Annotated in this window: 19 protein-coding genes; 14 read left to right on the top strand and 5 right to left on the bottom strand. The window is 69.2% G+C overall.

The window, feature by feature from the left end; all coding sequences use genetic code 11:
• Positions 1–464 precede the first annotated feature (464 nt).
• Together UWG_RS0116400 and UWG_RS30220 are read left to right on the top strand one after the other, a co-directional pair.
• Positions 465–1,085 carry an RNA polymerase sigma factor gene (locus UWG_RS0116400; RefSeq protein WP_029391502.1) on the top strand — a complete coding sequence of 207 codons (621 nt, stop codon included), beginning with the start codon at positions 465–467 and terminating at the stop codon, positions 1,083–1,085.
• Positions 1,082–2,191 carry a CU044_5270 family protein gene (locus UWG_RS30220; protein WP_016908308.1) on the top strand — a complete coding sequence of 370 codons (1,110 nt, stop codon included), beginning with the start codon at positions 1,082–1,084 and terminating at the stop codon, positions 2,189–2,191. The genes UWG_RS0116400 and UWG_RS30220 overlap by 4 nt, the downstream gene beginning before the upstream one ends.
• A 440-nt stretch (positions 2,192–2,631) precedes the next feature.
• Here the strand turns inward: UWG_RS30220 and UWG_RS0116390 are convergent, their stop codons facing one another.
• Positions 2,632–4,161 carry a helix-turn-helix domain-containing protein gene (locus UWG_RS0116390; RefSeq protein WP_016908307.1) on the bottom strand — a complete coding sequence of 510 codons (1,530 nt, stop codon included), beginning with the start codon at positions 4,159–4,161 and terminating at the stop codon, positions 2,632–2,634.
• Between the two features lie 156 nt (positions 4,162–4,317).
• Between UWG_RS0116390 and UWG_RS0116385 the strand changes: the two genes are divergently transcribed.
• On the top strand, positions 4,318–5,097 hold the full coding sequence (locus UWG_RS0116385; protein WP_016908306.1) for a class I SAM-dependent methyltransferase: 780 nt from the start codon (positions 4,318–4,320) through the stop codon (positions 5,095–5,097).
• A gap of 294 nt (positions 5,098–5,391) precedes the next feature.
• Positions 5,392–8,118 (top strand): aconitate hydratase AcnA, encoded by a 2,727-nt coding sequence (gene acnA, locus UWG_RS0116380; protein WP_016908305.1) that lies wholly within the window; start codon positions 5,392–5,394, stop codon positions 8,116–8,118.
• A gap of 113 nt (positions 8,119–8,231) precedes the next feature.
• On the opposite strand, the gene UWG_RS30215 is transcribed toward acnA, so the two are convergent.
• The 4 genes from UWG_RS30215 to UWG_RS0116360 all read right to left on the bottom strand — a co-directional run bounded on the left by UWG_RS30215 (position 8,232) and on the right by UWG_RS0116360 (position 13,874).
• Positions 8,232–8,636, bottom strand: a complete 405-nt coding sequence (locus UWG_RS30215; RefSeq protein WP_016908304.1) for a hypothetical protein — start codon at positions 8,634–8,636, stop codon at positions 8,232–8,234.
• 82 nt (positions 8,637–8,718) lie between these two features.
• Positions 8,719–9,912, bottom strand: coding sequence for a globin domain-containing protein (locus UWG_RS0116370; RefSeq protein ID WP_016908303.1), 1,194 nt, complete (start codon positions 9,910–9,912; stop codon positions 8,719–8,721).
• 97 nt (positions 9,913–10,009) lie between these two features.
• Entirely contained in the window at positions 10,010–10,450 is a 441-nt protein-coding gene (locus UWG_RS0116365) for an RrF2 family transcriptional regulator (RefSeq protein WP_016908302.1), read from the bottom strand.
• Positions 10,451–10,550: 100 nt separating this feature from the next.
• Positions 10,551–13,874 carry a GH92 family glycosyl hydrolase gene (locus UWG_RS0116360; RefSeq protein ID WP_016908301.1) on the bottom strand — a complete coding sequence of 1,108 codons (3,324 nt, stop codon included), beginning with the start codon at positions 13,872–13,874 and terminating at the stop codon, positions 10,551–10,553.
• A 646-nt stretch (positions 13,875–14,520) separates the two neighbouring features.
• Between UWG_RS0116360 and ngcE the strand changes: the two genes are divergently transcribed.
• The 10 genes from ngcE to UWG_RS30210 all read left to right on the top strand — a co-directional run.
• On the top strand, positions 14,521–15,948 hold the full coding sequence (gene ngcE, locus UWG_RS0116355) for an N-acetylglucosamine/diacetylchitobiose ABC transporter substrate-binding protein (protein ID WP_016908300.1): 1,428 nt from the start codon (positions 14,521–14,523) through the stop codon (positions 15,946–15,948).
• 127 nt (positions 15,949–16,075) lie between these two features.
• The gene (locus tag UWG_RS0116350; protein ID WP_016908299.1) at positions 16,076–17,080 is read left to right on the top strand and encodes a carbohydrate ABC transporter permease; all 1,005 of its coding nucleotides are present in this window, start codon (positions 16,076–16,078) and stop codon (positions 17,078–17,080) included.
• Positions 17,081–17,102: 22 nt separating this feature from the next.
• Complete coding sequence (locus UWG_RS0116345) at positions 17,103–18,017, top strand: carbohydrate ABC transporter permease (RefSeq protein ID WP_016908298.1); 915 nt, start codon at positions 17,103–17,105, stop codon at positions 18,015–18,017.
• 167 nt (positions 18,018–18,184) lie between these two features.
• Positions 18,185–19,447, top strand: a complete 1,263-nt coding sequence (locus UWG_RS0116340; protein ID WP_016908297.1) for an extracellular solute-binding protein — start codon at positions 18,185–18,187, stop codon at positions 19,445–19,447.
• Between the two features lie 54 nt (positions 19,448–19,501).
• The gene (locus UWG_RS0116335; protein WP_016908296.1) at positions 19,502–20,434 is read left to right on the top strand and encodes a carbohydrate ABC transporter permease; all 933 of its coding nucleotides are present in this window, start codon (positions 19,502–19,504) and stop codon (positions 20,432–20,434) included.
• The gene (locus UWG_RS0116330) at positions 20,431–21,315 is read left to right on the top strand and encodes a carbohydrate ABC transporter permease (RefSeq protein WP_016908295.1); all 885 of its coding nucleotides are present in this window, start codon (positions 20,431–20,433) and stop codon (positions 21,313–21,315) included. Before UWG_RS0116335 ends, UWG_RS0116330 begins: the two co-directional genes overlap by 4 nt.
• Positions 21,316–21,629: 314 nt before the next feature.
• On the top strand, positions 21,630–22,919 hold the full coding sequence (locus tag UWG_RS0116325; RefSeq protein ID WP_033196185.1) for an ROK family transcriptional regulator: 1,290 nt from the start codon (positions 21,630–21,632) through the stop codon (positions 22,917–22,919).
• 291 nt (positions 22,920–23,210) lie between these two features.
• A complete protein-coding gene (locus UWG_RS0116320) occupies positions 23,211–24,326 on the top strand; it encodes a substrate-binding domain-containing protein (protein ID WP_016908293.1) in 1,116 nt (371 codons plus the stop codon).
• Between the two features lie 139 nt (positions 24,327–24,465).
• Positions 24,466–25,254, top strand: coding sequence for an ATP-binding cassette domain-containing protein (locus UWG_RS0116315; protein WP_078495669.1), 789 nt, complete (start codon positions 24,466–24,468; stop codon positions 25,252–25,254).
• The coding region (locus tag UWG_RS30210) for a sugar ABC transporter permease (protein ID WP_016908291.1) at positions 25,251–26,380 on the top strand (1,130 nt) is incomplete at its 3' end. The genes UWG_RS0116315 and UWG_RS30210, both read left to right, overlap by 4 nt.

Raw genomic sequence — 26,380 nt, 5'->3', positions numbered from 1 at the left:
GTTGCCCGTCGCCTCCGCTCGGGCACTCAGGGCTTGCGGGTGCGACGGGCAGGGGCGCCGGCAGGCGCGCGGTAGCGGAACCGCGAACAACGCACCGCTACCGGGCATTCGGACGGTATATCCGGTATCCCCCCGCACCGAACGATGGAGTCGCATGCGGCGGTGGCCGGCCACCACTCCCGTGGTACGAGGGATCGGACCGGTCGGCAGGGTGCCCGGGACGGGAACGGCGCGATCGGTCGTGCAGTGCGGGCACCTCTGGCCCCGGTCTCCAGGTCCACGATCAACGAAAGACTGTATTCAGGGGGCAACTCCGAAGGGAACGAGCACCGAAGCCGTGACCCACGTCACGGGAACCCAGGGCGGGCAGCGGAGAGATGAAGGGTGTGAGGTACACCGAAGCGGCGGAGCCTTCGGAAGGGGCGGAGCCGCGAGAGACCAGTGGACAGGACGCCGACAAGCGAGTGAGGGAACGGATCCGCGCGGGTGACAAAGAGGCTTTCGCAGAGTTGTACGACGACGAGGCCAAAGCGGTGTACAACCACGCCTTCCGACTCACCGGCGACTGGTCGATGGCGGAGGAGGTGATGGCCGAAACATTTCTGGACGCCTGGCGCACCCGCCACCGGGTCGAGTCGGACAGCGGTCCGCTGCGCCCGTGGCTGTTGGGCATTGCCACCAACAAGGCCCGCAACCAGCGCCGGAGCCTGGGACGCCGACTCGCCTTCCTCGCCTCTCATCCGCCCCCGCGGCAGGTGGAGGACTTCGCCGACGCGACGGCGGCTCGCGTCGACGACGCCCGCGAACTGTCCGCAGTGGGCAGCGCGTTGCGCCACCTCCGGACACGGGAGCGGGAGGTTCTCACGCTGTGCGTGTGGGCCGGTCTGGACTACGCGCAGGCCGCGGAGGCTCTCGGGGTGCCCGTCGGCACCGTGCGCTCTCGCCTGTCGCGCGCCCGCGCCAGGCTGCGCCGGCTGGTCGCCCTGCGGTCGGAGACAGAGGAAAGGGAACCGGGCGCTGCCCGCGGAGAGGTACTGGGCAGGGCGGCGTTCGCCGCTCTGCCCGTCGAGGAGGAAGCCCGATGACCGCACCGAGGGCCGACAAGGCAAGCCGGATCCGCGCCGAACGTGAGACGCGGGAGGCGCTCGCCCACATGCTGCCGACCCCGGAGGAACGGGACCTTCCGCCGGGCCGTCACGAACACCACAAGGAACGACTCATGCGAGAGATCGACGACGAGCAGTACGCCGCGCAGGCCGTGTCGGACGCCGGCGGCGGTTCGCCCGTCCACCACGACCGGCCCGGCGTGGGCCGGTTCCGCCTGTTGCGCCCCGCCGTTGTGGCGCCGGCGGCGGCCGTGGCCCTCGGCGGCGCGCTGACCGCGGGCCTGCTCTCCGGCGGCGACGCTTCAGGCCGGCCCGACCAGGGCACGGCAAGCGCCGAGTTGGGGCGCATTTCGGAGGCCGCCATGGCGCACGACACCGTTCCCCAAGTGAGGGACAGCCAATACACCTACGTGAAGAGCAAGGTCCGCGGGGCCGACGAGACGAGCGGCAAGGCCGTCACCGGCCCGCTGAAGAGCCGGGAGGAATGGCACTCGCAGCGGCAGGGGCCGGTCATGAAGCTGGGCTCGATTCGGGAGGACGGCGAGACCATACAGATCAACCCCGATCTGGGCGACGACCACGGGACGCCCGCGGGCATCGACCGGCCCACGTACCGTTGGCTCTCCTCGCTTCCGACCGATCCCGACGAGCTGCTGAAGTACCTGTACGAGCACGCCTCGGAGAGCGGTGAACTGGAGCGGGACCAGGTGGTGTTCGAGGAGATCGGGAGGCTGGTCGGCGGTGTCGTGCCGACAGAGGTCGAGGCCGCACTCTTCAAGGCCGCGGCGAAACTGCCGGGGGTGGCCCGCGCCCCCCAGGCCAAGGACGCGATCGGCCGAAACGGGGTGGGCATCGCCCGTACCGACACCCGGAACGGTGAGCGTACGGAGTGGGTCTTCGATGAGGACAGCCTCGACTACCTCGGCTCGCGCACCTATCTGACGAAGACGAACTCGTTGGGCAAGGCGGGCACGCTGCTCTCCAGCGAGGCCGTGCTGAAGCGGGGGGTGGCCGACAAGATGGGGAAGCAGCCGAAGCCCTCCCAGGTGGTCAGCTCGTCGTCGCCGAGCCAAGCGCGCGGCTGACGGCATCGTCTTGCCCGCCCGCGGTCCCGAGCGGGCAAGACGCCAGTTCCCGGCAGTTCGTACACCCTCCGCTGTCCACCGCGGCGCCCGCCCGACCCGGACCGTCGGTGAAGACGTCCCGGAGCGCTTGGGACGGGTGACGCGCGGAACGTCGAGCGCGGCAGCGTAGGTGACCGACGTGAAGCCTCCGGTTCAGCGGACGATCCGGTGGAGAGATCCGTCCTACCGGAGGCTCCACGCGCCCAGGCGCCACCCCGCTCGCACCTCAACTCCCGCACGACGCGGTCCTTTTCGCCGAGGAAACACGTTGTCCTCCTTGAACCCCTCGCCCAACGTCTTCCTCCGTCACCGCCGGCGCAGTCGACCGGCGGCTCCGGCATCGGCCGCCTCCCGCAACCCGGGCGGGGAGCCCCGTCCGTCCCGGCCGGGACGGCACCGCGTCAGATGTCCCTGAACGTCTCGATCTGCGCGCCGACCTCGTTGAGGCGCTCGGCGAGTTCCTCGTAACCCCGGTTGATCACGTAGACGTTGCGGAGCACCGACGTGCCCTCCGCCGCCATCATCGCGAGCAGGACGACGACGGCGGGACGCAGTGCCGGCGGGCACATCATCTCCGAGGCGCGCCAGCGCGTCGGGCCCTCGACCAGGACCCGGTGCGGGTCGAGGAGTTGGAGCCTCCCGCCGAGGCGGTTCAGATCGGTGAGGTAGATGGCGCGGTTGTCGTAGACCCAGTCGTGGATCAGCGTCTTGCCCTGCGCCGACGCCGCGATCGCCGCGAAGAACGGGACGTTGTCGATGTTGAGCCCGGGGAAGGGCATCGGATGGATCTTGTCGATCGGCGCCTCCAGCTTGGAGGGGCGGACCGTGAGATCGGTGAGCCGGGTGCGCCCGTTGTCGGCGGCGTACTCGGCGGAACGGTCGAAGTCGAGCCCCATCTCCTCCAGGACGGCGAGCTCGATCTCCATGAACTCCACCGGCACGCGGCGCACGGTGAGTTCGGACTCGGTGACCACCGCGGCGGCGACGAGGCTCATCGCCTCCACCGGGTCCTCGGAAGGCGAGTAGTCGACGTCGACGTCGATCTCCGGGACGCCGTGCACCGTCAGCGTCGTCGTCCCCACGCCCTCGACCCGGACGCCCAGCTCCTCGAGGAAGAAACAGAGGTCCTGGACCATGTAGTTGGAGGAGGCGTTCCTGATCACCGTCGTGCCCTCGTGCCGGGCCGCGGCGAGGAGCGCGTTCTCGGTGACGGTGTCGCCGCGCTCGGTGAGGACGATCGGGCGCTGCGGGCGCACGTCGTTCTCGACCTCGGCGTGGTAGATCCCCTCGGTCGCGGTGACGTCGAGGCCGAAGTGGCGCAGGGCGCTCATGTGCGGCTCGACGGTGCGGGTGCCGAGGTCGCAGCCGCCCGCGTACGGGATCTTGAAGTGGTCGAAGCGGTGCAGCAGCGGCCCGAGCAGCATGATGATGCTGCGCGTACGGCGCGCTGCGTCCTGGTCCATGGAGTCGAGCTCCAGCTCGGCCGGCGGCACGATCTCCAGGTCGGCACCGGAGTTGACCCACCGGCAGCGGACGCCGACGGAGGTGAGGACCTCCAGGATGCGGTAGACCTCCTCGATCCGCGCGACCCGACGCAGCACCGTACGCCCGGAGTTGACGAGCGAGGCGCACAGCAGCGCGACGCAGGCGTTCTTGCTCGTCTTCACGTCGATCGCGCCCGAGAGGCGCCGCCCCCCGACCACGCGGAGGTGCATGGGGCCCGAGTACCCGAGCGAGACGATCTCGCTGTCGAGGGCCTCGGAGATGCGCGCGATCATCTCAAGACTGATGTTCTGGTTGCCGCGTTCAATGCGGTTGACCGCGCTCTGACTTGTGGCCAGGGCTTCGGCAAGCTGCGACTGGGTCCAGCCGCGGTGCTGGCGGGCGTCACGGATCAACTGCCCGATACGTACGAGGTAGTCGTCGGTCATGCTTCGACGCTATCTCAGATGTGAGATAGCGGTGAACTCGGGGGGCCGAACGGGTGAGGCGGGGCGCTCCCTCCGGTGAGAACGCAGGGAGCGGAGCCTCCGGTTCCCGGGCGATAACCGGGTGCCCCCTTCGGTCCGCTCTGAAAGCATCGGCCGATGTCGCATTTCGACGACCTGCTCAGCGAGGGCGCGGCCGTACCCACGGAGGGCTGGGACTTCTCGTGGTTCCGCGGGCGCGCGACCGAGGAGCGACCCTCCTGGGGCTACGCCGGCCTCCTCGCGGAGCGGATGGCGGCGGCCGAGGCGGCGCTCGACCTCCAGACGGGCGGAGGAGAGGTGCTGGCCGCGCTTCCCGCCGTGCCGCCGCTCCTCGCCGCCACGGAGTCCTGGCCTCCGAACGTCGCGCTCGCCCGGCGGAACCTCGCCCGGTTCGACGCCGAGGTGTTCGAGGCGGACGCCGCGGCCGACCTCCCGCTGCCCTCGAGCCGCTTCGACCTCGTGACCGCTCGGCACCCGGTCGTCACGCGCTGGGACGAGGTGCGCCGGGTGCTGCGCCCCGGCGGCAGCTGCCTCTCGCAGCAGGTGGGGCCCGGCTCCGTACGTGAGTTGACGGAGTTCATGAGGGAGCAGCCGCCCGAGGGGCATCCGTTCCCGGGGCCCGTGGCGACCACGGCGGGCGCGGGCGCGGTCGAGGTCTCCCTCGCCGCGGAGGCTGCCGGGCTCGACGTCGTCGACCTGCGGGAGGAGGCGCTCCGGACGGAGTTCCACGACGTGGCGGCCGTCGTCCACTTCCTGCGCAAGGTGGTCTGGATCGTGCCGGACTTCACCGTCGAGCGCTATCGCGAGCGGCTCGCCGTCCTTCACGGGTTCATGGAGCGGCACGGCCCCTTCGTGGCGTACTCGCGCCGGCTCCTCGTCGAGGCGAGGAGGCCGTGAGCCTTCAACCCGGGCCGGTGCGGGGCGTCTTCGCCCGGTCCCCGCGGCGGGGTTTCGGGTACGCGCGTGCCAGGTACCGGGGACGGGAGCCGAGGGCAGGCATGACCGTTCCCCGGACGTGTACTAGAGTTATCTCGACATCGAGATATCTGTCGGAGGCGTACTGCGACTGCCGGGTCGATCGCCACCGGGTAAGGCTACCCTAACCAGGCTGGGTCCGGGTGGTCGATCGAAGGGGCAGTTTCGGCAGGATTTGCGGTGGTACGCGCAATTTCATGCATGAAGGAGACTGTCGTGTCGGCGAACAGCTTCGACGCCCGCAGCACCCTTGAGGTGGGCGGCGAGTCGTACGAGATCTTCAAGCTGGACAAGGTCGAGGGCTCCGCCCGGCTGCCGTACAGCCTGAAGGTGCTGCTGGAGAACCTGCTGCGTACCGAGGACGGCGCGAACATCACCGCCGACCACATCCGGGCCGTCGGCGGCTGGGACCCGAACGCGGAGCCGAGTCAGGAGATCCAGTTCACGCCCGCGCGCGTGATCATGCAGGACTTCACCGGCGTCCCCTGCGTCGTCGACCTCGCCACGATGCGCGAGGCCGTGAAGGAACTCGGCGGCGACGCCTCGAAGATCAACCCCCTCGCTCCCGCCGAGCTGGTTATCGACCACTCGGTCGTCGCCGACAAGTTCGGCAGCGCCAACGCCTTCAGCCAGAACGTCGAGCTGGAGTACGGCCGCAACAAGGAGCGCTACCAGTTCCTGCGTTGGGGCCAGACGGCGTTCGACGAGTTCAAGGTCGTCCCGCCCGGCACCGGCATCGTTCACCAGGTGAACATCGAGCACCTGGCGCGCACCGTGATGGTCCGCAACGGCCAGGCGTACCCCGACACCCTCGTCGGCACCGACTCGCACACCACGATGGTCAACGGCCTGGGCGTCCTCGGCTGGGGCGTCGGCGGCATCGAGGCCGAGGCCGCGATGCTCGGGCAGCCCGTCTCGATGCTGGTCCCGCGGGTCGTCGGCTTCAAGCTCACCGGTGAGCTGCCGGCCGGCACCACCGCGACCGACCTGGTGCTCACCATCACCGAGATGCTCCGGAAGCACGGCGTGGTCGGCAAGTTCGTGGAGTTCTACGGCGACGGCGTCGCCTCGGTGCCGCTCGCCAACCGCGCCACCATCGGCAACATGTCGCCGGAGTTCGGCTCCACGGCCGCGATCTTCCCGATCGACGCGGAGACCATCAACTACCTGAAGCTCACCGGGCGCACCGCCGAGCAGCTCGCGCTCGTCGAGGCGTACGCCAAGGAGCAGGGCCTCTGGCACGACGCGGCGCACGAGCCGGTCTACAGCGAGTACCTGGAGCTCGACCTCTCCCAGGTCGTCTCCTCGATCGCAGGCCCCAAGCGCCCGCAGGACCGCATCGCGCTCTCCGACGCCAAGGCGCAGTTCAGCAACGACGTGCGCAACTACGTCCCGGAGACCGAGGTCGACGTCGACGAGGCGGGCAAGGAGTCCTTCCCCGCCTCCGACGCGCCCGCGATCTCGGACGGGGTGCCGACGAAGCCGACCCAGGTCACGGGCCCCGACGGCAAGACGTACGAGATCGACCACGGCGCCGTGGCCGTCGCCGCGATCACCTCCTGCACCAACACCTCCAACCCCTTCGTGATGGTCGCGGCCGCGCTCGTCGCCAAGAAGGCGGTGGAGAAGGGCCTCAGCCGAAAGCCGTGGGTGAAGACGACCCTCGCGCCCGGCTCCCAGGTCGTCATGGACTACTACGACCGCGCGGGGCTCACCCCGTACCTCGACAAGCTCGGCTTCAACCTCGTCGGGTACGGCTGCACCACCTGCATCGGCAACTCGGGGCCGCTGCCGGACGAGGTCTCCCAGGCCGTCAACGACAACGACCTCGCGGTGACTTCGGTCCTCTCGGGCAACCGGAACTTCGAGGGCCGGATCAACCCCGACGTCAAGATGAACTACCTCGCCTCGCCGCCGCTCGTCGTCGCGTACGCCATCGCGGGCTCGATGAAGGTCGACATCACGACCGAGGCGCTCGGCGTCGACCAGGAGGGCAACCCCGTCCACCTCGAGGACCTCTGGCCCTCCGAGCAGGAGGTCGAGGAGGTCGTCGCCGGGGCCATCGGCCAGGAGATGTACACGAAGTCGTACTCCGACGTCTTCGCCGGCGACGCCCAGTGGCAGGCGCTCCAGGTACCCACGGGCGACACCTTCGAGTGGGACCCGGAGTCCACCTACGTCCGCAAGCCTCCGTACTTCGAGGGCATGGGCATGGAGCCGGAGCCGGTCACCGACATCACCGGTGCCCGTGTGCTCGCGAAGCTCGGCGACTCGGTCACCACGGACCACATCTCTCCGGCCGGTGCGATCAAGGCGGACACCCCCGCGGGCAAGTACCTCACCGAACACGGGGTCGCGCGCCGGGACTTCAACAGCTACGGCTCCCGCCGCGGCAACCACGAGGTGATGATCCGGGGCACCTTCGCCAACATCCGGCTGCGGAACCAGATCGCCCCCGGCACCGAGGGCGGCTTCACCCGGGACTTCACCCAGGACGGCGGCCCGGTCTCGTACATCTACGACGCGTCGCAGAACTACCAGGCGCAGGGCACCCCGCTCGTCGTCCTCGCGGGCAAGGAGTACGGCTCCGGCTCGTCCCGCGACTGGGCGGCGAAGGGCACCGCGCTCCTCGGGGTGCGCGCCGTCATCGCCGAGTCGTACGAGCGCATCCACCGCTCCAACCTCATCGGCATGGGCGTCCTGCCCCTGCAGTTCCCGGAGGGCGGCTCCACGGAGACCCTCGGCCTCAGCGGCGAGGAGGCCTTCTCGATCACCGGCGTCACCGCCCTCAACGACGGCGGCGTCCCGGAGACGGTCAAGGTCTCCACCGACACCGGCGTGGAGTTCGACGCCAAGGTCCGCATCGACACCCCCGGCGAGGCGGACTACTACCGCAACGGTGGCATCATGCAGTACGTGCTGCGCTCGCTGCTGCGCAAGTGAGCCCGCAACGGCGGTAGCCACGCGCCTCGGCCGTACGAGGGCCGCATCCTCCGGGGTGCGGCCCTCGCCGCGTACCGGGACGCGCTTGCGCGGCGTCCGCGGGGCGGCTTCGGTTACCGGCCGTCCGCCGGGTCGGTGAGGAGTTCCTCGACGGTGCGGACGGTGAAGGCGTGGTGCCACCAGTGGTCGAGGGTGGGGAGGTCGTTGCAGGCGAGGATGTGTGCGGCTGCGGTGTCGGGGACGGTGAGACTGCGGTGGTGGAGGACGTCGAGGAGGGAGCGGGCACGGCCGTGGGCCTCCCCCTCCTCGCGTCCTTCCTCGTGCTTCTCGCGGCCGTACTCCTCGGCGATCTGGGACTTGAAGAAGGGGGAGAGGGTCTGCATGAGGGTCCTCCACTGGTCCAGGGCCCGGGAGTTGCTTCCCAGGCCGGCTTCGACGAGTTCGGCGAAGACGGTGCCCACGTCGGCGTCGGCGGTGCTGAGCGCCTGCGCGAGCGGTTCCAGTATGGCCGGTGGCACAAGGGCGTTGGATCACTCGATCGTGGTGCCGACGGATGGTGCGGATCGGCGGCGGGACGCCGGCACCGCCCCGCCCCGCGAGTCACTCCCCGACGCGCCAGAGGTCGGGACCGAAGACCTCGTGGTGGATGTCGGCGGCCCGTACGCCGGCGGCGAGGAGTTGTCCGCGCACCTGCCGCATGAAGGGGAGGGGACCGCAGAGGTACGCGGTGGTCCCCCGGGGGACGTCGAGCGCCGCGAGGTCGGCGTAGCCGGTGCGCTCCGCGGGCCAGTCGGGTCCGGGTGCCTCGTACCAGATGTGCGCGTCGGCGTGGGGCAACTCGCCCACGTACCGCTCCAGTTCGGCGCGGAAGGCGTGGGTGGCCGGGCTGCGGTCGGCGTGCACGACCGTGACGGGCCGCGTGGTGCCCGTGCCGGCGAGCCGGCTGAGCATGCCGGTGAGCGGCGTGCAGCCGATCCCCGCCGAGGCGAGCAGGAGCGGGGCGTCGCCTTCCTCCAGGACGGAGTCGCCGAAGGGCGCGCTCACGCGGAGGACGTCCCCGGTGGCGACGTGGTCGTGGAGGTGCGTGGAGACCTCGCCCGCGGGTTCGTCGGCGAGACGCTTGACGGCGAAGTGCAGGCTGCCGTCGGCCCCGGGCGCCGAGACCAGGCTGTACTGCCTGATCTGCCGGGCTCCGTCGGGGAGTTCGACCTGCACGGAGACGTACTGGCCGGGCTTGGCCGCGGCGGGTGCGCTGCCGTCCGAAGGGCGGACGGTGAAGACGGCGACCGTCTCCGTCTCGGCGCGCCGTGCCACCACGATGTGGTCGCGGAGCACGGTACCGGGAGTGGTGCCGGACTCGGCGTAGAGGCGCGACTCCATGGCGACGAGGGAGTTCGCCATGAGCCAGTACACCTCGGTCCACGCCTCGGCCACCTCGTCGGTTGCGGCGTCGCCGAGCACCTCGGCGAGGGCGGCGAAGAGGTGTCTGTACACCACCTCGTACTGCGCGGGGGCGATGCCGAGCGAGGCGTGCTTGTGCGCGATGCGCGAAAGGAGCGCCTCCGGGGTGGAGTCGGGGTTGCGGAGGAGGGCCGTGGCGAAGGCGGCTACCGAGCCGGCGAGCGCCTGCTGCTGCTCGCCCGTCGCCTGGTTGCCCCGGTTGAAGAGGTCGCGCAGCAGCTCGGGGTGGGCGGCGAAGAGCTTGCGGTAGAAGAGCGGGGCGACGTCGCCGATGGCGGCGCCCACCGCGGGGAGGGTGGCGCGGACGGTCTCGGTGGATTTCGGTGACAGCACGAGGACCTCAAATCAGAGTCTTGGATTCTTCTTTTAGCGGGCGGTCGGGTGCGGAGTCGGGGTGCGGTCGGCCGTGCGGGTGCGGTGGCCCGGGCCTTCAGCTCGGCGAGCGGAGCGGAAGGCCGAGGAGTACGGGGCCGGTCGGCGGGGCTACGAGCTCCTCGACCGTGAGGGGGTCGAGCGCGGCGAAGAACGCGTCCTGGGCGCTGCGCAGCGCCGACCGGAGTCGACAGGCGGAGCGCAGCGGGCAGGGCGGGTCCTCCTCGCAGCCGACGACGTCGCCCTGGCCCTCCAGTTGGCGGACGAGCCGGCCGAGCGAGCCGGTCCGCCCGACCTGCGTGAGGGTGAGCCCCCCGCCTCTGCCGCGTCGGGCCTCGATGACGCCGAGGTGGCGGAGGCGGGTGACGACCTTCGCCGCGTGCGTGTACGGGACGGCGACGGCTTCGGCCACCTCCCGGGTGGTCGACTCGTCTCCGTCCGCCACGGCGAGGCGCATCAGGATGCGCAGTGCCATGTCGGTGCTCTTCGTCAGGCGCACAAGAACAACTTATCCAATACGATTCCTGGATTCGCATTAGGGGAGGATCCGCCGCACGCCGAAGGGCGGCGCCCCAAGGGGACGCCGCCCTCCCGGAAGGTCAGCCGAGGAGTTCGACCTCGGCGAGGGTCCGGCCGCCGCTCGTCGGGACGAGGCGGTAGCGCTTGTGCTCCGCCCCGTGCGGCAGGGTGAAGGCGCGGGTCTGGTGGTCCCAGGCGAAGGACTCGTGCTCGCGCCGGTCGACCGTCGTCCACTCCTTCCCGTCGTCCGAGCCCTGGAGCACCCAGCCGTCCGGAGCCTTGCCGGCGTCGGACGAGGTGAGCGTGTACGAGTCCACCTCGGCGCCGTCGGCGACGCGCATCGGCGTCCCGTCGAGCCGGCCCGACGACTTCGAGGTGTCGTCGAGGAGCGGGCCGCCGTCCGGTTCGGTGACGTCGGCGCGCGGCTTCGGTACCTCGTCGCCCTTGGTGAGCGAGGTGGGTCCGGCGTCCTTCCCCGTGCCCCAGCGCGAGGGCTTCGGGCCCATGTCGAACTCCAACTTGCCGCCCCGCGCGAGGAGATCGTGCGGGAGCGCCGTCGAGCTCCACTCCTTCCCGTTCACCTTCAGGCCCTGTACGTAGACGTTCTTCGCGCTGTTCTTCGGCGCCTCGACGACGAGGTCGCGGCCGTTCTCCAGGTGGACCGTCGCCTTCGTGAAGAGCGGTGAGCCGACGGCGTACTCGGGCTCGCCCATGACGAGCGGGTAGAAGCCGAGCGCGGAGAAGAGATGCCAGGCGGACATCTCGCCGTTGTCCTCGTCCCCCGCGTACCCCTGGCCGATCTCGCTGCCCAGGTAGAGACGGGAGAGGGCCTCGCGGACCTTCTCCTGGGTCTTCCAGGGCTTGCCCGCCGCGTTGTAGGTGTAGGCGATGTGGTGCGCGGGCTGGTTGCTGTGCCCGTACATGCCCATGCGTACGTCGCGGGCCTCGGTCATCTCGTGGATGATGCCGTCGTAGGAGCCGGAGTACTTCTCCTCGCCGGTCTCCGGTGTGCGGAAGTACTCGTCGAGCTTGTCGGCGAGTCCTTCCCGGCCGCCGTAGAGGTTGGCGAGTCCGCGCGTGTCCTGCGGTGCGGTGAACGCGAAGTTCCAGCCGTTGGTCTCCGTGTAGTCGTAGCCCCACACGCGCGGGTCGTACTCGTCGGGGGAGAGGCGCCACTCGCCCTTCGCGTCGCGGCCCTGGAAGAACCCGACGCGCTCGTCGAAGAGTTCGACGTAGTTCTGCGCGCGGTTGCGAAAGTAGCGGGATTCCTCCAGGTACCGCTTCTTGCCGGTCTTCTCGTGGAGCGCCTTGCCCATGCGGGCGATGCCGGCGTCGTTGAGGTAGCCCTCCAGCGCCCAGGACATGCCCTCGCCCGTCTCCGTCGAGGTGTAGCCGAGGAACGGCGAGGTCTCCATGCCCTTGCGGCCGACGCCGGAGTCGGGCGGTGCGACGGTGGCGTTCTTCAGGGCCGCCTCGTACGCCGCCTCGGCGTCGAAGTCGACGCCCTTGGCGTACGCGTCGGCGAAGGCGACGTCGGAGCTGGTGCCGGTCATCAGGTCGGCGTAGCCGGGCGAGGACCAGCGGGAGATCCAGCCGCCGTCCTTGTACTGCTGGACGAAGCCGTCGACCATGCGCCCGGCGCGCTTGGGCGTGAGCAGCGAGTAGGCGGGCCAGGTGGTGCGGTAGGTGTCCCAGAAGCCGTTGTTGACGTAGACCTCGCCGTCGACGATCTTCGAGCCCGTCTCGGTGGGCGTGTCCGGCTTCTCCGCCTTCGCGAACGGGCTCGCGTACCGCGAGCGCGAACCGACCTTCTCGAAGCCGGAGTTGGGGTAGAGGTAGAGCCGGTAGAGGTTGGAGTAGAGGGTGGTGAGCTGGTCCTCGGTGGCGCCCTCGACCTCGACGCGACCCAGGATGTCGTCCCACTCCTGCTGCGCCTTGTGCGCGGTCCCGCGCAGCGTCGCGGAGGCGGGGAGCTCGTCGTGGAGGTTCGCCTTCGCCTGGTCGACTCCGATGAGGGAGGTGGCGATGCGCATGGTGACGGTGCGGTCGGCGCCCGCGTCGAAGCGCAGATACCCGGCGTCGGGGGAGCCGCCGCCGTTGAGCGAACCGCCGCCCGTCGTGGGGGAGTCGAAGACGGCGTAGACGAACATCCGGGTGGCGCCGGTGGAGAGCCCGCTCTTCACGTCGGAGTAGCCGGTGACGACGCCGCGTTCGGTGTCGAGGGTGAGGCCGCTGCGGTCGTCGACGTTGTCGAAGATCAGCGAGGCGTCGCCCGCGGGGAAGCGGAAGCGCATCATGGCGCCGTGGTCGGTCGGCGCGATGTCGGAACGCAGGCCGTTCTCGAAGGTGACGCCGTAGTGGTGCGGTCCGGCCTTCTCCTTCTCGTGACGGAAGGGGAGCGCCCGCTTCTCGGGCTCTGCCGGCGGTGCGCCGCTCTCCGCGCTCGGCATGACCTGGAACGTCTGGCGGTCGCCCATCCACGGGCTCGGCTCGTGGCTGGCTCCGAACGCCTGGAGGCTGGGCAGGTTGTCGTCGTTGTTGCCGGCGGCGTACTCGTAGAGCCAGTCGGTGGAGTCGGCCTTGGTGACCGGCGTCCAGAAGTTGAAGCCGTTGGGTACGGCCGTCGCCGGGATGTTGTTGCCGCGCGAGAACGAGCCGCTGGAGTTGGTGCCGCGGGTGGTGACGACGTGGTCGCTCGGGTGCTTCTTGGTCTGCGCCGGAGGCTCCGGCGCGAGCGCGATGTCGTCGACCCAGCCGCCGAACTCCGCTTTGCCCTTGGGCGAGTCGTACGCCACCAGGATGCGCTCGACGGTCTTGCCGGCCGCCACCTGGCCGAGGGCGGCCTCCTTGTGGTTCCACTGGTTGACGTAGAGCGTCTTCGACTTCGCCTGCCCGCGCGGACTGAGCCCGGCGCCGTGCTGGTCGGTGGCGCCGAGTTGGCTGAGGTAGGTGCCGTCGGTGAAGGCGAGGTCGACGGCGGCGTGGGTGGCGGGGTAGCGCCCGTCCCGCTCCGGCATCTCGGGGAAGAGGCGGTAGCTGAGGACGGTGCGCGGGGTGACGCGCACGCGGGTGTCGAAGACCTTGTTGTAGGCCCAACCGCGTTTCGCCGCGGTGTGGTTGCCTGCGTAGCGCAGTGCGTGCTTGCCGGTGAAGCCGGCGTCGGTCTTGGCGGTGGGGGACTCGCTGGGCCCGTCGCCGACGCGGGTGTGCATCGGCCCGCTCAGGCCACCGGTGCGCGGGGTGCCGTCGGGGCCCTCCTCCGGGGCGTCGCGCCAGTCGGGCGCGGGGTCGTCGGTCTCGAACGACGAGTGGAAGCGGGTGGGTTGGCTCTGCGGCTCCGGCGCCGCGACGGCGGCGGTGCCCTGCGTGGTGAGCGCGACGGCCGCGACGGCGAGGAGCGCCACCGCGCGAAGCGGGCGCCGGGGGCGGGCGGTCCCCGTGCGGCGGTGGTGGCGGGGGATCGGGCTTCGGGAGCGTGGCGTTGGGGGTCTGAGTCGCACGCGAGCCTCTCAAGGTGTCCGACAACGTTGTCAGTTGGGGGAGCGCAACGCCCAAGTAACGTGCGTCGCGGTGAGGTTGTCAAGGTGTCCTGCCGCGCTCGCGGTACCGGGGTTGCGCGGTGCGCGGAAGCTCTCCAGGATGCGGGGCACCGCTTCTGTGGCGGCGCGGTACGGGGTGGAGGGAGGGGGTGTGCGGGACCGGTGCCGACTCCGCGAACACCCCGCGGAGGAGCAGGAGTTCGCTTCTGCGGGCGGCGCAGGTCTCAACTCGGGAAAGAGTGCCGGGCAATCAGGCATTCGATCTTGCCGGAGTGGCGCGGAGTGGACTATACCTGTCCGCACCCCGGACGGGCCCGCGCGGACCGCACGGCCGCCCGTAGGGGCGCACACGAGGCCACTGCACGACCTGCACCATTCGTACGAGGACGCACGGGACGGCACCTGCACCGCCCGCGCCCCAACTGACCCGCGGTGTCGGGCCCTTCGCCGGTGGGCGATCGACGGGAGACCGGTACACCGCCTGAGTCCTACAGAAGGCGAGGACTTGAGCATGGGATCGATCAGCGTCAACCGGCGTGCCCTCATCAAACGTGCCGGCGCCGCGGGCCTGTTGACGGTGCCCGCCGTCGGAGCACTCACCTCCTGTGCGACCGGTGGTGGCGACGAGAACAAGGCGGAGAAGGGCGAGAAGTCGGCGCAGAACCCGCTCGGCGTCAAGGAGGACGCCCCGCTCTCCGTCTACATCTTCAACGGCGGATACGACGACGAGTACGCCAAGTACGTCGAGAGGATGTACTCCAAGGCGCACCCGGAGGCGAAGGTGGACCACAAGGCCACCGAGAAGATCGCCACCCAGATCCAGCCCCGCCTGGTGAAGGGCGACCCGCCCGACGTCGTCAACAACTCCGGTGCCGACAACATGGAGATCGGCACCCTCGTCAAGAACAAGCAGGTCGCCGACGTCTCCGAGCTGCTGGACGCGCCGAGTTGGGACGACCCGAAGGTCAAGGTCCGCGACACCCTCGTGCCGGGCGTCGTGGAGATGGGCCAGTTCGGCGGTGAGGCGTGCTACCAGCTGAACATCGCCTCCACCGTCTACGGGCTCTGGTACTCGGAGAAGATGCTCTCGGAGACGCTCGAGGCCGAGTACCCCAAGACGTGGGACGAGATGCTCGCCCTGTGCAAGAAGGCGAAGTCGAAGGGGATCGCCGGCTGGACGTACGCGGGGCAGCACCCGCGGTACGTCTTCTTCGGCATGTACTCGATGATCGCCCAGGCCGGCGGGCAGAAGGTCATCAAGGCGATCGACAACCTGGAGCCGAACGCCTGGAAGGACGACGCCGTCCTCTCCGTCTTCGAGGCGTACGAGGAACTGATCGCGAAGAAGTACATCCTCGCCAAGTCGGACGGTCTCGACCACGTGGAGTCCCAGACCGAGTGGACGAAGGGGAACGCCGTCTTCATCCCCAACGGCTCCTGGGTGGAGAACGAGGCGAAGGACACCACGCCCAAGGACTTCCGGATGTCCGTCGCCGCGCCCCCCGGGGTCGACGCCAAGGGCAAGCTGCCGGCCACCACGCTCTACGCGCCTCCGGGAGAGCCGTTCGTCGTCCCGGCGAAGGCGCAGAACCTCCAGGGCGGGCTGGAGTTCATGCGCGCCATGTTCAGCAAGCAGGCGGCGCGCAACTTCTTCAAGGAGGTGTCCTCGATCCCCGCCGTCAAGGGCGCCATCGACGGGCTCGACCTGCCGCCCGGCGTGGAGAGTTCGCAGAAGGCGATCGAGGCGGCGGGCGACAACGTCGTGATCGCCTTCTTCCGCGAGTGGTACCGCACGCTCTTCGACGACGACTTCAACGCCGTGGCCGGGAAGTTCATGAAGGCCGAACTCTCCCCGAAGCAGGCGACGTCCGAGTTGCAGAAGGCATTCGACCGGGTCGCCAAGGACCCGGACGTCACCAAGGTCAAGCACGCCGACTGACGGCGTACCTCCCCCTCTCCGGGCAAGGTCCGCGCGGAGAGGGATAAAGAGCGGCAGCAGCGGGGATCGGAGCGTCGTGAACACTAAGGAGCGACCGGCTGCACAGCGGCCGGAGGCGCAGCCGTACGTGCGGTGGCGCCGGCTTTCCCTCGGCGAGCAACTACAGTTCGTCGCCTCCGTGTTGGTGCCTCCGCGGTTCACACCTGAGCGGGTGAGGTACGACCGCAGGTACCGCACGATCGACAAGTACCGCTTCGTGGCGTGGTTCTTGCTGCTGCCGCTCGTCTTCTACGCGATATTCGTCATCTCGCCGTTCCTCCAGGCGATTTGGTACTCCTTCACCGACTGGACGGGCGGTGCGACCGCCAACTTCGTCGGACTGGACAACTACACCAAGCTCTGGTCGGACGAGAAGTTCTGGGACTCGCTCGTCACCAGCCTCACGCTGCTCGTCATCGCGCCCGTGGTGACGTTGGCGCTCGGCATCTTCTTCGCCTACATGATCACCGCGGGCGGGCGGCACCGCAGGAACCAGGCGATATCCGGAGTCGTCGGCTCCTCCTTCTACAAGGTGGTCTACTTCTTCCCCCAGGTGCTCTCGATCGCCATCATCGCGGTGATCTGGCAGCGGGTCTTCAGCTCCCGAAGCGGCCTGCTCAACGGCGTGCTGGGCGGCGTAGGGCTGGAGGGCGCCGAGCAGAGCTGGCTCGGCGGTGACTACAAGCTCGCCCTCGGCGCGACCCTCGTCGTGCTCTCCTGGAGCTTCGTGGGCTTCTACGTGGTGCTCTTCTCCGCGGCGATGGGCGCCATCCCCAACGACATCTACGAGGCCGCCCTGCTCGACGGCGCCGGGCGCGCCACCACCTTCTTCAAGGTCACCCTTCCCTTGATCTGGGACACCGTCCGAACGGGCTGGATCTACATGGGGATTCAGGCGCTCGACGCCTTCGCGGTGACCCTGATCATGGTCCCGAAGCATGCGCTGAAGGTGACCCCCGTCTACCTCTACAACAAGTTCCAGGAGGGCCAGCTCGGTTACGCCACCGCCATCGGCGTGGTGCTGCTGGTGCTGAGCATGGTCTTCTCCCTGCTGGTCATGCGGGTGGGGCGGCGTGAGCGCATCGAGTACTGAACGACAGCGGGGAGCGGCAGAGATGAGCGCACAGGTCCAGGTCGCACCGGACGGAGCCGACAGCCCCCGCGGGGCCGGGAGTTCGGGCGTCGAGGGGGAGCGGCCCGCGCACGGCCGCGTTCTCAACGTCTTCTCGCACGCCTTCCTCGTGGTGTGGGTCGTGATGGCGGCGGGCCCTCTGCTGTGGGTGGTGATCACCGCCTTCCGGTCGTCGGGGGAGATCCTCGGCGACCCCATGGGGTTCCCCACCTCGCTCCAGTGGGAGAACTTCACCAACGCGTGGCTCGACGCCAACATCGGCAAGTACGCGCTCAACTCCCTGATAATCCTCGCCGGTTCGCTCACCGGCACGATGCTCCTCGGTGCGATGGCGGCGTACGTGATCGCCCGGTTCACCTTCCCGGGCAACCGGGCCGTCTTCCTGCTCTTCGCCGGCGGGATGATGTTCCCGATCATCCTCGCGCTGGTGCCGCTCTTCACGATCATGGACAACCTGTCGCTGCTCGACACGCGTCCGGGGCTGATCGTCGCGTACATCGCCTACTCGCTGCCGTTCACCACCTTCTTCCTCACCTCCTTCTTCCAGACGCTCCCCTCGGGCGTCCAGGAGGCGGCGCAGATCGACGGCGCCTCGCACGTGCGGACGTTCTTCCAGGTGATGCTGCCGATGGCGAAGCCCGGGCTCGTGAGCATCGGCATCTTCAACTTCCTCGGCCAGTGGAACCAGTACCTCCTCCCCCTGCTGCTCAACAACGAGAACGAGAGCAGTTACGTCCTGCCGCAGGGTCTCGCCACCCTGGCCATCTCGCAGGGGTACGGGGGCGACTGGGGCGCGCTCTTCGCCGGCCTGACGATCGCGATGGTGCCCGTTCTCGTCGTCTACATCGTCTTCCAGCGGCAGGTGCAGGCAGGTCTGACCGCGGGAGCGCTGAAGTGATCTTGGAATAGTCAAGTCCCGCTGGTAGAAGGCTATTTCAGCTTGGCCACGAAAGTGGCCTAGACCTGTTGCAGTCGTTTTCCGCGTCTGTAGTGTCGGCGCCGACGCGGAAGCGGAGGTCGCGCATTCCGGGCAAGTCGACACCGAGGTCGAAGGGTTGAACCACCATGAACAGACGAGTAGCGGTCACCGGTGCGACGGCGCTCGCGATGGCGCTGGGGCTGACCGCGTGCGGCGGTGACAGCGGAGGCGGTTCGGACGAGAACACGCTGAAGCTGGTCGCCGCCGACTACGGCGACAAGGCGTCCAACGCGTCGAAGAAGTACTGGAACGCCGTCGCCAAGGACTTCGAGAAGCAGAACAAGGACCTCAAGGTCGAGGTCGACGTCATCAACTGGAACGAGATCGACAGCAAGGTCAAGACGATGATCCAGAGCGGCAACGTTCCGGACATCCTCCAGACCGGCGGCTACGCCGACAAGGTCGCGGACGACCTGCTGTACAAGGCGGACGAGGTCCTCTCCCCGAAGACGCGCAAGAACTTCATCCAGACCTTCGCGGAGGCCGGCGAGGTCGACGGCGAGCAGTACGGCATACCCTTCGTCTCCTCGACCCGGAACCTCTTCTACAACAAGGAGATATTCAAGAAGGCCGGTATCAAGGAGCCTCCGAAGACCTGGGACGAGGTCGCCGACGCCGCAAAGAAGATCAAGTCTTCCGGCGAGGCGGACACCCCCTACGCACTGCCGCTCGGCCCCGAGGAGGCGCAGGGCGAGACGATGATGTGGGAGCTCGGGAACGGCGGCGCCTACACCGACGCCTCCGGCAAGTACACCCTCGATTCGAAGGCCAACGCCGAGACCTTCACCTGGCTGCGCAAGAACCTCGTGGAGCCGGGGCTCACCTACTCCAACCCGGCCTCCACCGACCGCAAGACGGCCTTCGCCGACTTCGCGGCGGGCAAGGCGGGGATGCTCAACGGGCACCCGACGCTGATCGAGATGGCGAAGGACGGCAAGGTCGACTACGGCGTCGCGCCGATCCCGGGCAAGAACGGCCCGCTGAAGTCCACGCTCGGCGTCGCCGACTGGATGATGGCCTTCAAGGACAACGGCAAGCAGGAACAGATCAAGAAGTTCCTCGACTTCGCGTTCAGCAAGAAGAACATGCTCAAGTTCGACGAGATGTACAACCTGATGCCCGTCACCAAGGACACTCTCGCCGAGATGGAGAGCAGCGGGGACCACGAGGACCTGGAGCCCTTCTTCGAGGCGCTGCCCAACGCCAAGTTCTACCCGCTCGGTGACCCGGCCTGGGACGTCGTCTCCGCCGAGATCAAGAAGAACGGCGGCAAGGCGGTCAAGGAGAACCCCGCGAAGGTGCTGGGCGAGTTGCAGAAGAAGGCCGAGGACGCGGCAGCCAACAAGTGACCGTACCGCGCACCCTTTGCACCGCAAGGAGAAAACGTGCCTGATCAGGCCCCGGTGTCCCCGGCCAGCAGGAGCCGGGGGCCGGGCGGGCACCGCGGCGCGCCGGGCCGCCGTCGCGGCCCGGCCGGCCTCGGCCCGCTTCCGTGGATCGCCCCTGCCGTCCTGCTCATCTTCGCGGTCGTCATCTGGCCGATCCTCGAGCTGGTCCGGACGTCGTTCCTCAACATCAGCATCGCCGGTGTCGTCCGCGGCAGTGCGGGATTCGACAAGTACAGCAAGCTCTTCGACGACTCCAGCTTCGCCGGGGTTCTGCTCTGGACCGTGGTCTGGACGCTCGTGGTCGTCTCCGCGACGATGCTGATCTCGCTCGCGTTGGCGCAGCTCTTCAACCAGCGCTTCCCCGGGCGAAGGATCGCCCGCTGGGCGCTGATCGCCCCCTGGGCGGCCTCCGTCCTGATGACAGCCGTCGGCTTCAAGTGGATGCTCAACCAGACCGCCGGCGTCCTCAACACGCTCATGCTCGACCTCGGCCTCATCGACCGCTCGAAGGACTGGCTCGGCACCCCGGGCACCGCCTGGCCGTGGATGATGGTGGTCGCAGTCTTCGTCTCGCTGCCGTTCACCACGTACACGCTGCTCGCGGGGCTCCAGACGATCCCCGAGGACGTCTACGAGGCCGCGCGTATCGACGGTGCCGGGTCCTGGCAGACGTACACGGGCATCACCCTGCCGATGCTCAGGCCGGCCTTCCTCGTCGGCGTGGTGATCAACCTCATCAACGTCTTCAACTCCTTCCCGATCATCTGGGCGATGACCAGGGGAGGCCCGGGCAGCGACACCGCGACGACCACCGTCTTCATGTTCCAGCTCAAGGAGACGGACATCGCGGAGTCCGCTGCGATGTCGGTGGTCAACTTCGGCATGGTCGTCGTGCTCGTGCTGGTCTTCCTCAAGGTCAGCGGATGGAACAAGGAGGAGGACGCGTGACGACGGCGACCGCGACCAAGCCGGAGACCCCGAGCCGGCCGCGCCGACTGCCCCCGCCCAAGCGAAAGTTCAGGCCCCGTACGCTGGTGGTCGCCGCGTGCGCCTGGCTGCTCGCTGCGGTCTTCCTCGCTCCGTACCTGGAGATGATCGTCACCGCGCTGCGGCCCTCAGACGAGCTGCGCGACCGCACCTACCTCCCTTCCGACTTCGAGTGGATGAACTTCATCGACGTCTGGAAGGAGTCGGCGCTCGCCGACAACCTGCGGGTGACGCTGCTCGTCGCGGGAGGCGCGACGCTGCTCGTGCTCCTCGTCTCACTGCCGGCCGCCTACTACACGGCGCGGATGAAGTACCGCGGGCGCAAGGCGTTCCTGCTGCTGGTGCTCGTCACGCAGATGTTCCAGCCGACGGCGCTCCTCGTCGGGCTCTACCGCCAGTTCCACCAGCTCGACATGCTCAACTCGGTGTGGACGCTGATCCTCACCAACGCCGCCTTCAACCTCGCCTTCGCGGTCTGGATTCTCACCGCCTACATCGGGTCGATCCCGGCGCAGTTGGAGGAGGCGGCGATGGTCGACGGGCTCAACCGCTTCGGCGCGATGACGCGGGTGACGCTCCCGCTCGCGCTCCCCGGCGTGGTGACGGCTGTGATCTTCACCTTCATCACTTCGTGGAACGAGTTCGTCATGGGGCTGACGCTCATGACCGAGGCGGACAAGCAGCCGCTCACCGTGGGCATCAACAACTTCATCGGCAACTACACCGTGCAGTGGAACTACCTCTTCGCCGCCTCGGTGGTGGCGATCATCCCGGTGATCATCCTGTTCGCTTTCATCGAACGGCACGTGGTCTCCGGACTCACCGCCGGCTCTGTGAAGTAGCGGCCGTCGCGGTCCGGTTGGTTCCGGGGCCGCTCCGGGCCGTCCCGCACGCGCGGGGCGGCCCGGAGCCGTGTGCTCATCTTCCGTAGAATCCGCCCTGATGAGCACCGGGGGCCGACCTGTTGTGGTTCCCTTGTGCTCAAGCCCTTGACGGGCGGTGCGGCTCAGGCTCTTCTTAGAGTTCAACTAGTGGACACAGTCCCTGATTCGAGCCCGTCCCGTCCCGGGCGTGGACCGCCTTGCGCGCCGGGCCGCGCCGGCGGGGGCAGTTCTTGGTGCGCGTACGTCGACCTTCAGGCGGGAGTGGATCAGTGGTGGAGACGCCGGGCTCGCAGTCCTCGCTGCACCGGGCCAACCTTGAGCGGGTGATCCGGGCGGTTCGGATGTCGGGCTCGCTCACGCAGGCCGAGATCGCCAGAAGGACGGGGCTCTCCGCCGCCACGGTCTCCAACATCGTGCGGGAGTTGAAGGACGGCGGCACGGTCACCGTGACACCGACCTCCTCGGGAGGTCGGCGGGCACGCGCGATCTCGCTCAGCGGCGACGCGGGCATCGTCGTCGGCGTCGACTTCGGGCACAGCCATCTGCGCGTCGCCGTCGGCAACTTGGCGCACCAGGTGCTCGCGGAGGAGTCGGCGCCGATCGACGTCGACGCCTCCGCCGCGCAGGGCTTCGACCGCGCCGAACGCCTCGTGCAGCGGCTCGTCGCCGACACCGGCGTCCCCTCGTGGAAGGTGATCGGCGTCGGGCTCGGCGTCCCCGGCCCGATCGACATCGCGACGGGCGTCCTCGGCTCGACCGCCATACTGCCCGGCTGGCGCGGCACCAACCCGCGCGAGGAGCTGTCGGCGCGCCTCGGCCTCCCCGTCTACGTCGACAACGACGCCAACCTCGGCGCCCTCGGCGAGCAGGTCTGGGGGAACGGCAAGGGCGCCGCGGACCTCGCCTACATCAAGGTGGCGAGCGGCGTCGGCGCCGGCCTCGTCATCAACGGCCAGATCTACCGCGGCCCCGGCGGAACGGCGGGCGAGATCGGGCACATCACGCTGGACGAGTCGGGCCCCGTCTGCCGCTGCGGCAACCGCGGCTGCCTGGAGACCTTCACCGCGGCCCGGTACGTCCTGCCGCTCCTGCACTCCAGCCACGGCACCGACCTGACGATGGCCCGTGTCGTACAGCTCGCACGCGAGGGCGACCCGGGGTGCCGCCGCGTCGTCGGTGACATCGGGCGGCACATCGGCAGCGGCGTGGCGAACCTCTGCAACCTCCTCAACCCGGCGGTCGTGGTGCTGGGCGGCGACCTCGCGGAGGCCGGCGACCTCGTCCTCGACCCGGTGCGCGACTCGGTCGCGCGCTACGCCATCCCGAGCGCGGCCCGCCAACTCCAGGTGGCCGCGGGCACGTTGGGCGGCCGCGCCGAGGTGCTCGGGGCGCTCGCGCTGGTGCTCAACGAGATGGGGGACGCGACGCTCCTCGACGCGGCGGCCGGACTCCCCGCGGCACGGCGGCCGCAGGACGACACCGACGACGCCGACGACGATGCCGACACCGCCGCGGCCGACGCCGCAGCGCCCCTCGGGGGGCGGGACGCCGCCGCCGTCTGAGGACCACCGCCGCCCGCCCTTCGGCGTCGCGTCGGAGGGCGGTTCGGTGTGCCCGACCAACGTGCGCACGGGGCTCGTCGGGCCCCGGGGGAGCCGGCGGGCGACGCCGGTCCGCGGCGTGGGCGCGGCCCGTACCGCCGTCGTGGACAGGAGAGTTGAGTGTCTTCACAGCCATAACGAATGGCATCGTTGCCGTCTCGTTAATGATTTACTTATTGACGGCTGCCTCCGCTACGAGTTGACTTCTGGCCACCTCGGCCGCAACGACGGCCCCGTCAGGGAGGTACCCCAGTGAACGCAAAGCTGCGTCATGTCGCCCTCGGTTCGGTAGCCGTCTCGCTCGCGCTCGCCACCGCGGCGTGCGGGAGCGCCGCCGAGTCCGGCGACGGCTCGGACGACAAGGGCGAGAAGAAGAAGGGCCCGCTCACCATCGGTCTGCTGCTGCCGGAGAACCAGACGGCACGCTACGAGCGGTTCGACCGCCCGCTGATGGAGAAGAAGATCAAGGAACTCGCGGGCGACGACACCAAGATCCTCTACACCAACGCCAAGCAGGACGCCTCCGTCCAGCAGCAGCAGGCGGACACGATGATCGCCAAGAAGGTCGACGCGCTCATCGTCGACGCGGTCGACGCCAAGTCGATCGCCGCCTCCGTGAAGAAGGCCGACGACAGCGGTATCCCCGTCGTCGCCTTCGACCGCCTCGCGGAGGGCCCGATCAGCGCGTACACCTCGGTGGACAACGCCAGGGTCGGCAAGATCCAGGGCCAGGCGCTCCTCGACGAGCTCGGCGACAAGGCCGACAAGGGCCAGATCGTCATGATGAACGGCGCCGTCACCGACCCCAACGCCAAGATGTACAAGGACGGGGCGCTCTCCGTCCTCAAGGGCAAGGTCAAGATCGGCAAGTCCTACGACACCAAGGAGTGGGCGCCAGCCAACGCCAACGAGAACATGAAGGGCGCCCTCGCCGCACTCGGCAAGGACAAGATCGTCGGCGTCTACTCGGCCAACGACGGCATGGCGGGCGGCATCATCACGGCCCTGCGCGGCGCCGGCTACGCCAAGGACGAGATGCCGCCGGTCACCGGCCAGGACGCCGAACTCAACGCCGTGCAGCGGCTCCTCACGGGCACCCAGTTCATGAGCGTCTACAAGCCGTACGTGCCCGAGGCGAACGCGGCGGCCGAGTTCGCCGTCGCGCTCGCGCAGGGGAAGAAGGCCGAGACGGTGGCCACGTCGAAGACGGACAGCGAGTCCGAGAAGGGCGTGCCGACGAAGATCGTCAAGCCGCTCCCGCTCACCAAGGACGACGTGAAGAAGTACGTCGGCAAGCCCGGCTTCTTCACCAAGAAGGAGATCTGCACCGACAAGTTCGCCGACGCCTGCAAGAAGGCCGGCATCTGACGCGTCCGTTGCGGCCCGACGCCGCACACCGGCTCCCGAGGGAGCCACCCGGTACCGTCCCGCACCTCGCACCCGCCTCCACCCCGCCGCGGGTGCGGGGTGCGGGACAGCACGCCCCGCCGGTCAGGCGGCGAAGGAGTTGATGCACGTGTCCGCTACGCCCGTGCTGGCGTTGCGCGGAGTCTCCAAGCGGTTCGGTGCCGTACAGGCGCTCACCGACGTGGAGTTGGAGATCCACCCCGGCGAGGTGGTCGCTCTCGTGGGCGACAACGGCGCCGGCAAGTCCACGCTCGTCAAGGCGATCGCCGGCGTCGGCCCGGCCGACGAGGGGACCGTCGAGTGGGAGGGCAGGCCGGTGCAGATCGGCCGGCCGCACGACGCCCAGCAGTTGGGGATCGCCACCGTCTACCAGGACCTCGCTCTCTGCGACAACCTCGACGTCGTCGGCAACCTCTTCCTCGGCGCCGAACTCCGCAACGGGGGCCTCCTCGACGAGGTGGAGATGGAGCGCAAGGCGCGCGAACTCCTCTCCACCCTGTCGATCCGCATCCCCAGTGTCCGGATACCGGTCGCCTCGCTCTCCGGCGGCCAGCGGCAGACGGTCGCCATCGCCCGCTCGCTGCTCGGCGAGCCGAAGGTGGTGATCCTCGACGAGCCGACCGCGGCCCTCGGCGTCGAGCAGACCGCGCAGGTGCTCGACCTCGTCGAGCGCCTCCGGGACCGCGGCCTCGGCACCATCCTCATCAGCCACAACATGGAGGAGGTGCGCGCCGTGAGCGACCGCGTCGCGGTACTGCGGCTCGGCCGGAACAACGGCACGTTCGAGGTGGCCGACACCTCGCAGGAAGAGATTGTCTCCGCCATCACCGGTGCCACGCAGAACGCCGTGACCCGCCGTGAGGCGCGCACCACGGAGGTGGGGCAGTGAGCAGCGGCAACGCCTCTGAGTCCGAGGCCGGCAAGGACTCGGTCCCGCAGCAGGCCGACGGCGGCGAATCGGTCGCCGTCGCCAAGTCGCCGGCGCAAGAGGCGTCTTCGGCCCGCAAGGGCGGCGGCGAGGAGCAGAGCGCACTCGGCGTCATCGACCCCAGGCTGCTCGTGCGGCAGCGCGGCTTCAAGGGGTACCTGGAAGAGTTCGGGCGCAAGGTCCGCAGCGGCGACCTCGGTTCGATGCCGGTCATCATCGGTCTGATCGTGATCGCGGTCGTCTTCCAGTCGATGGACTCGGCCTTCCTGAGCGCCAACAACCTCAGCGACCTCTTCGTCCAGAGCGCCGGTACCGGACTGATCGCCGTCGGCATCGTCTTCGTGCTGATCCTCGGCGAGATCGACCTCTCCGTCGGTTCCGTGAGCGGGATGTCGGCCGCGGTCTTCGCCGTGCTCAACATCAACAACGGGATGAGCGAACCGCTCGCGCTGGTACTGGCGATCCTCACCGGCGCGGCGGCCGGTGCGCTGCACGGCTTCTTCTTCGCCAGGGTCGGAGTGCCCGCCTTCGTCGTCACCCTTGCGGGGCTGCTGGGCTGGAACGGCCTGATGCTCTACATCCTCGGCGACAACGGCACGATCAACCTCGACGCCGACGGCCTCGTCGCGAAGCTCACCAACTACTACTTCAGCGACGTCGCGGCCGCGTACGGGCTTGCGCTCCTCAGCGTCGTCGTCTTCCTCGGCGCCTCGCTCCTCGACTCGCGGCGCCGCAAGGCCGCCGGGGTGCCGAGCCGTCCGCTCAGCGAGGTCGTGCTGCGTACCGTGCTGCTGGCGATCCCGGTCTTCGCGGCCGCCGCGGTCTTCAACCAGTACAAGGGGCTGCCGCTGGCGGTGCTGATCTTCGTGGCGGTCGTCGTCCTCGGTGACTTCGTCCTGCGGCGCACCGTCTACGGCCGGAAGGTGTTCGCGGTCGGCGGCAGCAGCGAGGCGGCGGGCCGCGCCGGCATCAACGTCCCGCTGATCCGGATCTCGGTCTTCGCCATCGCCGGCACGATGGCGGCCGTCGGCGGCATGTTCCTCGCCTCGCTGATCAACGCGGCGAACCAGGCGTCGGGCGCCGGCAG

The organism is Streptomyces xiaopingdaonensis, assembly GCF_000262345.1.
GTDB classification, from domain to species: domain Bacteria; phylum Actinomycetota; class Actinomycetes; order Streptomycetales; family Streptomycetaceae; genus Streptomyces; species Streptomyces xiaopingdaonensis.
Note: the sequence above shows the minus strand (reverse complement) of the source record. Positions and strands in the feature narration are given on the sequence as shown.

Coding starts and splice junctions, on each gene's coding strand:
- UWG_RS30220 (WP_016908308.1), top strand. CDS start 1,082: ATGACCGCACCGAGGGCCGACAAGGCAAGCCGGATCCGCGCCGAACGT.
- UWG_RS0116390 (WP_016908307.1), bottom strand. CDS start 4,161: ATGACCGACGACTACCTCGTACGTATCGGGCAGTTGATCCGTGACGCC.
- UWG_RS0116385 (WP_016908306.1), top strand. CDS start 4,318: ATGTCGCATTTCGACGACCTGCTCAGCGAGGGCGCGGCCGTACCCACG.
- ngcE (WP_016908300.1), top strand. CDS start 14,521: ATGGGATCGATCAGCGTCAACCGGCGTGCCCTCATCAAACGTGCCGGC.
- UWG_RS0116345 (WP_016908298.1), top strand. CDS start 17,103: ATGAGCGCACAGGTCCAGGTCGCACCGGACGGAGCCGACAGCCCCCGC.
- UWG_RS0116340 (WP_016908297.1), top strand. CDS start 18,185: ATGAACAGACGAGTAGCGGTCACCGGTGCGACGGCGCTCGCGATGGCG.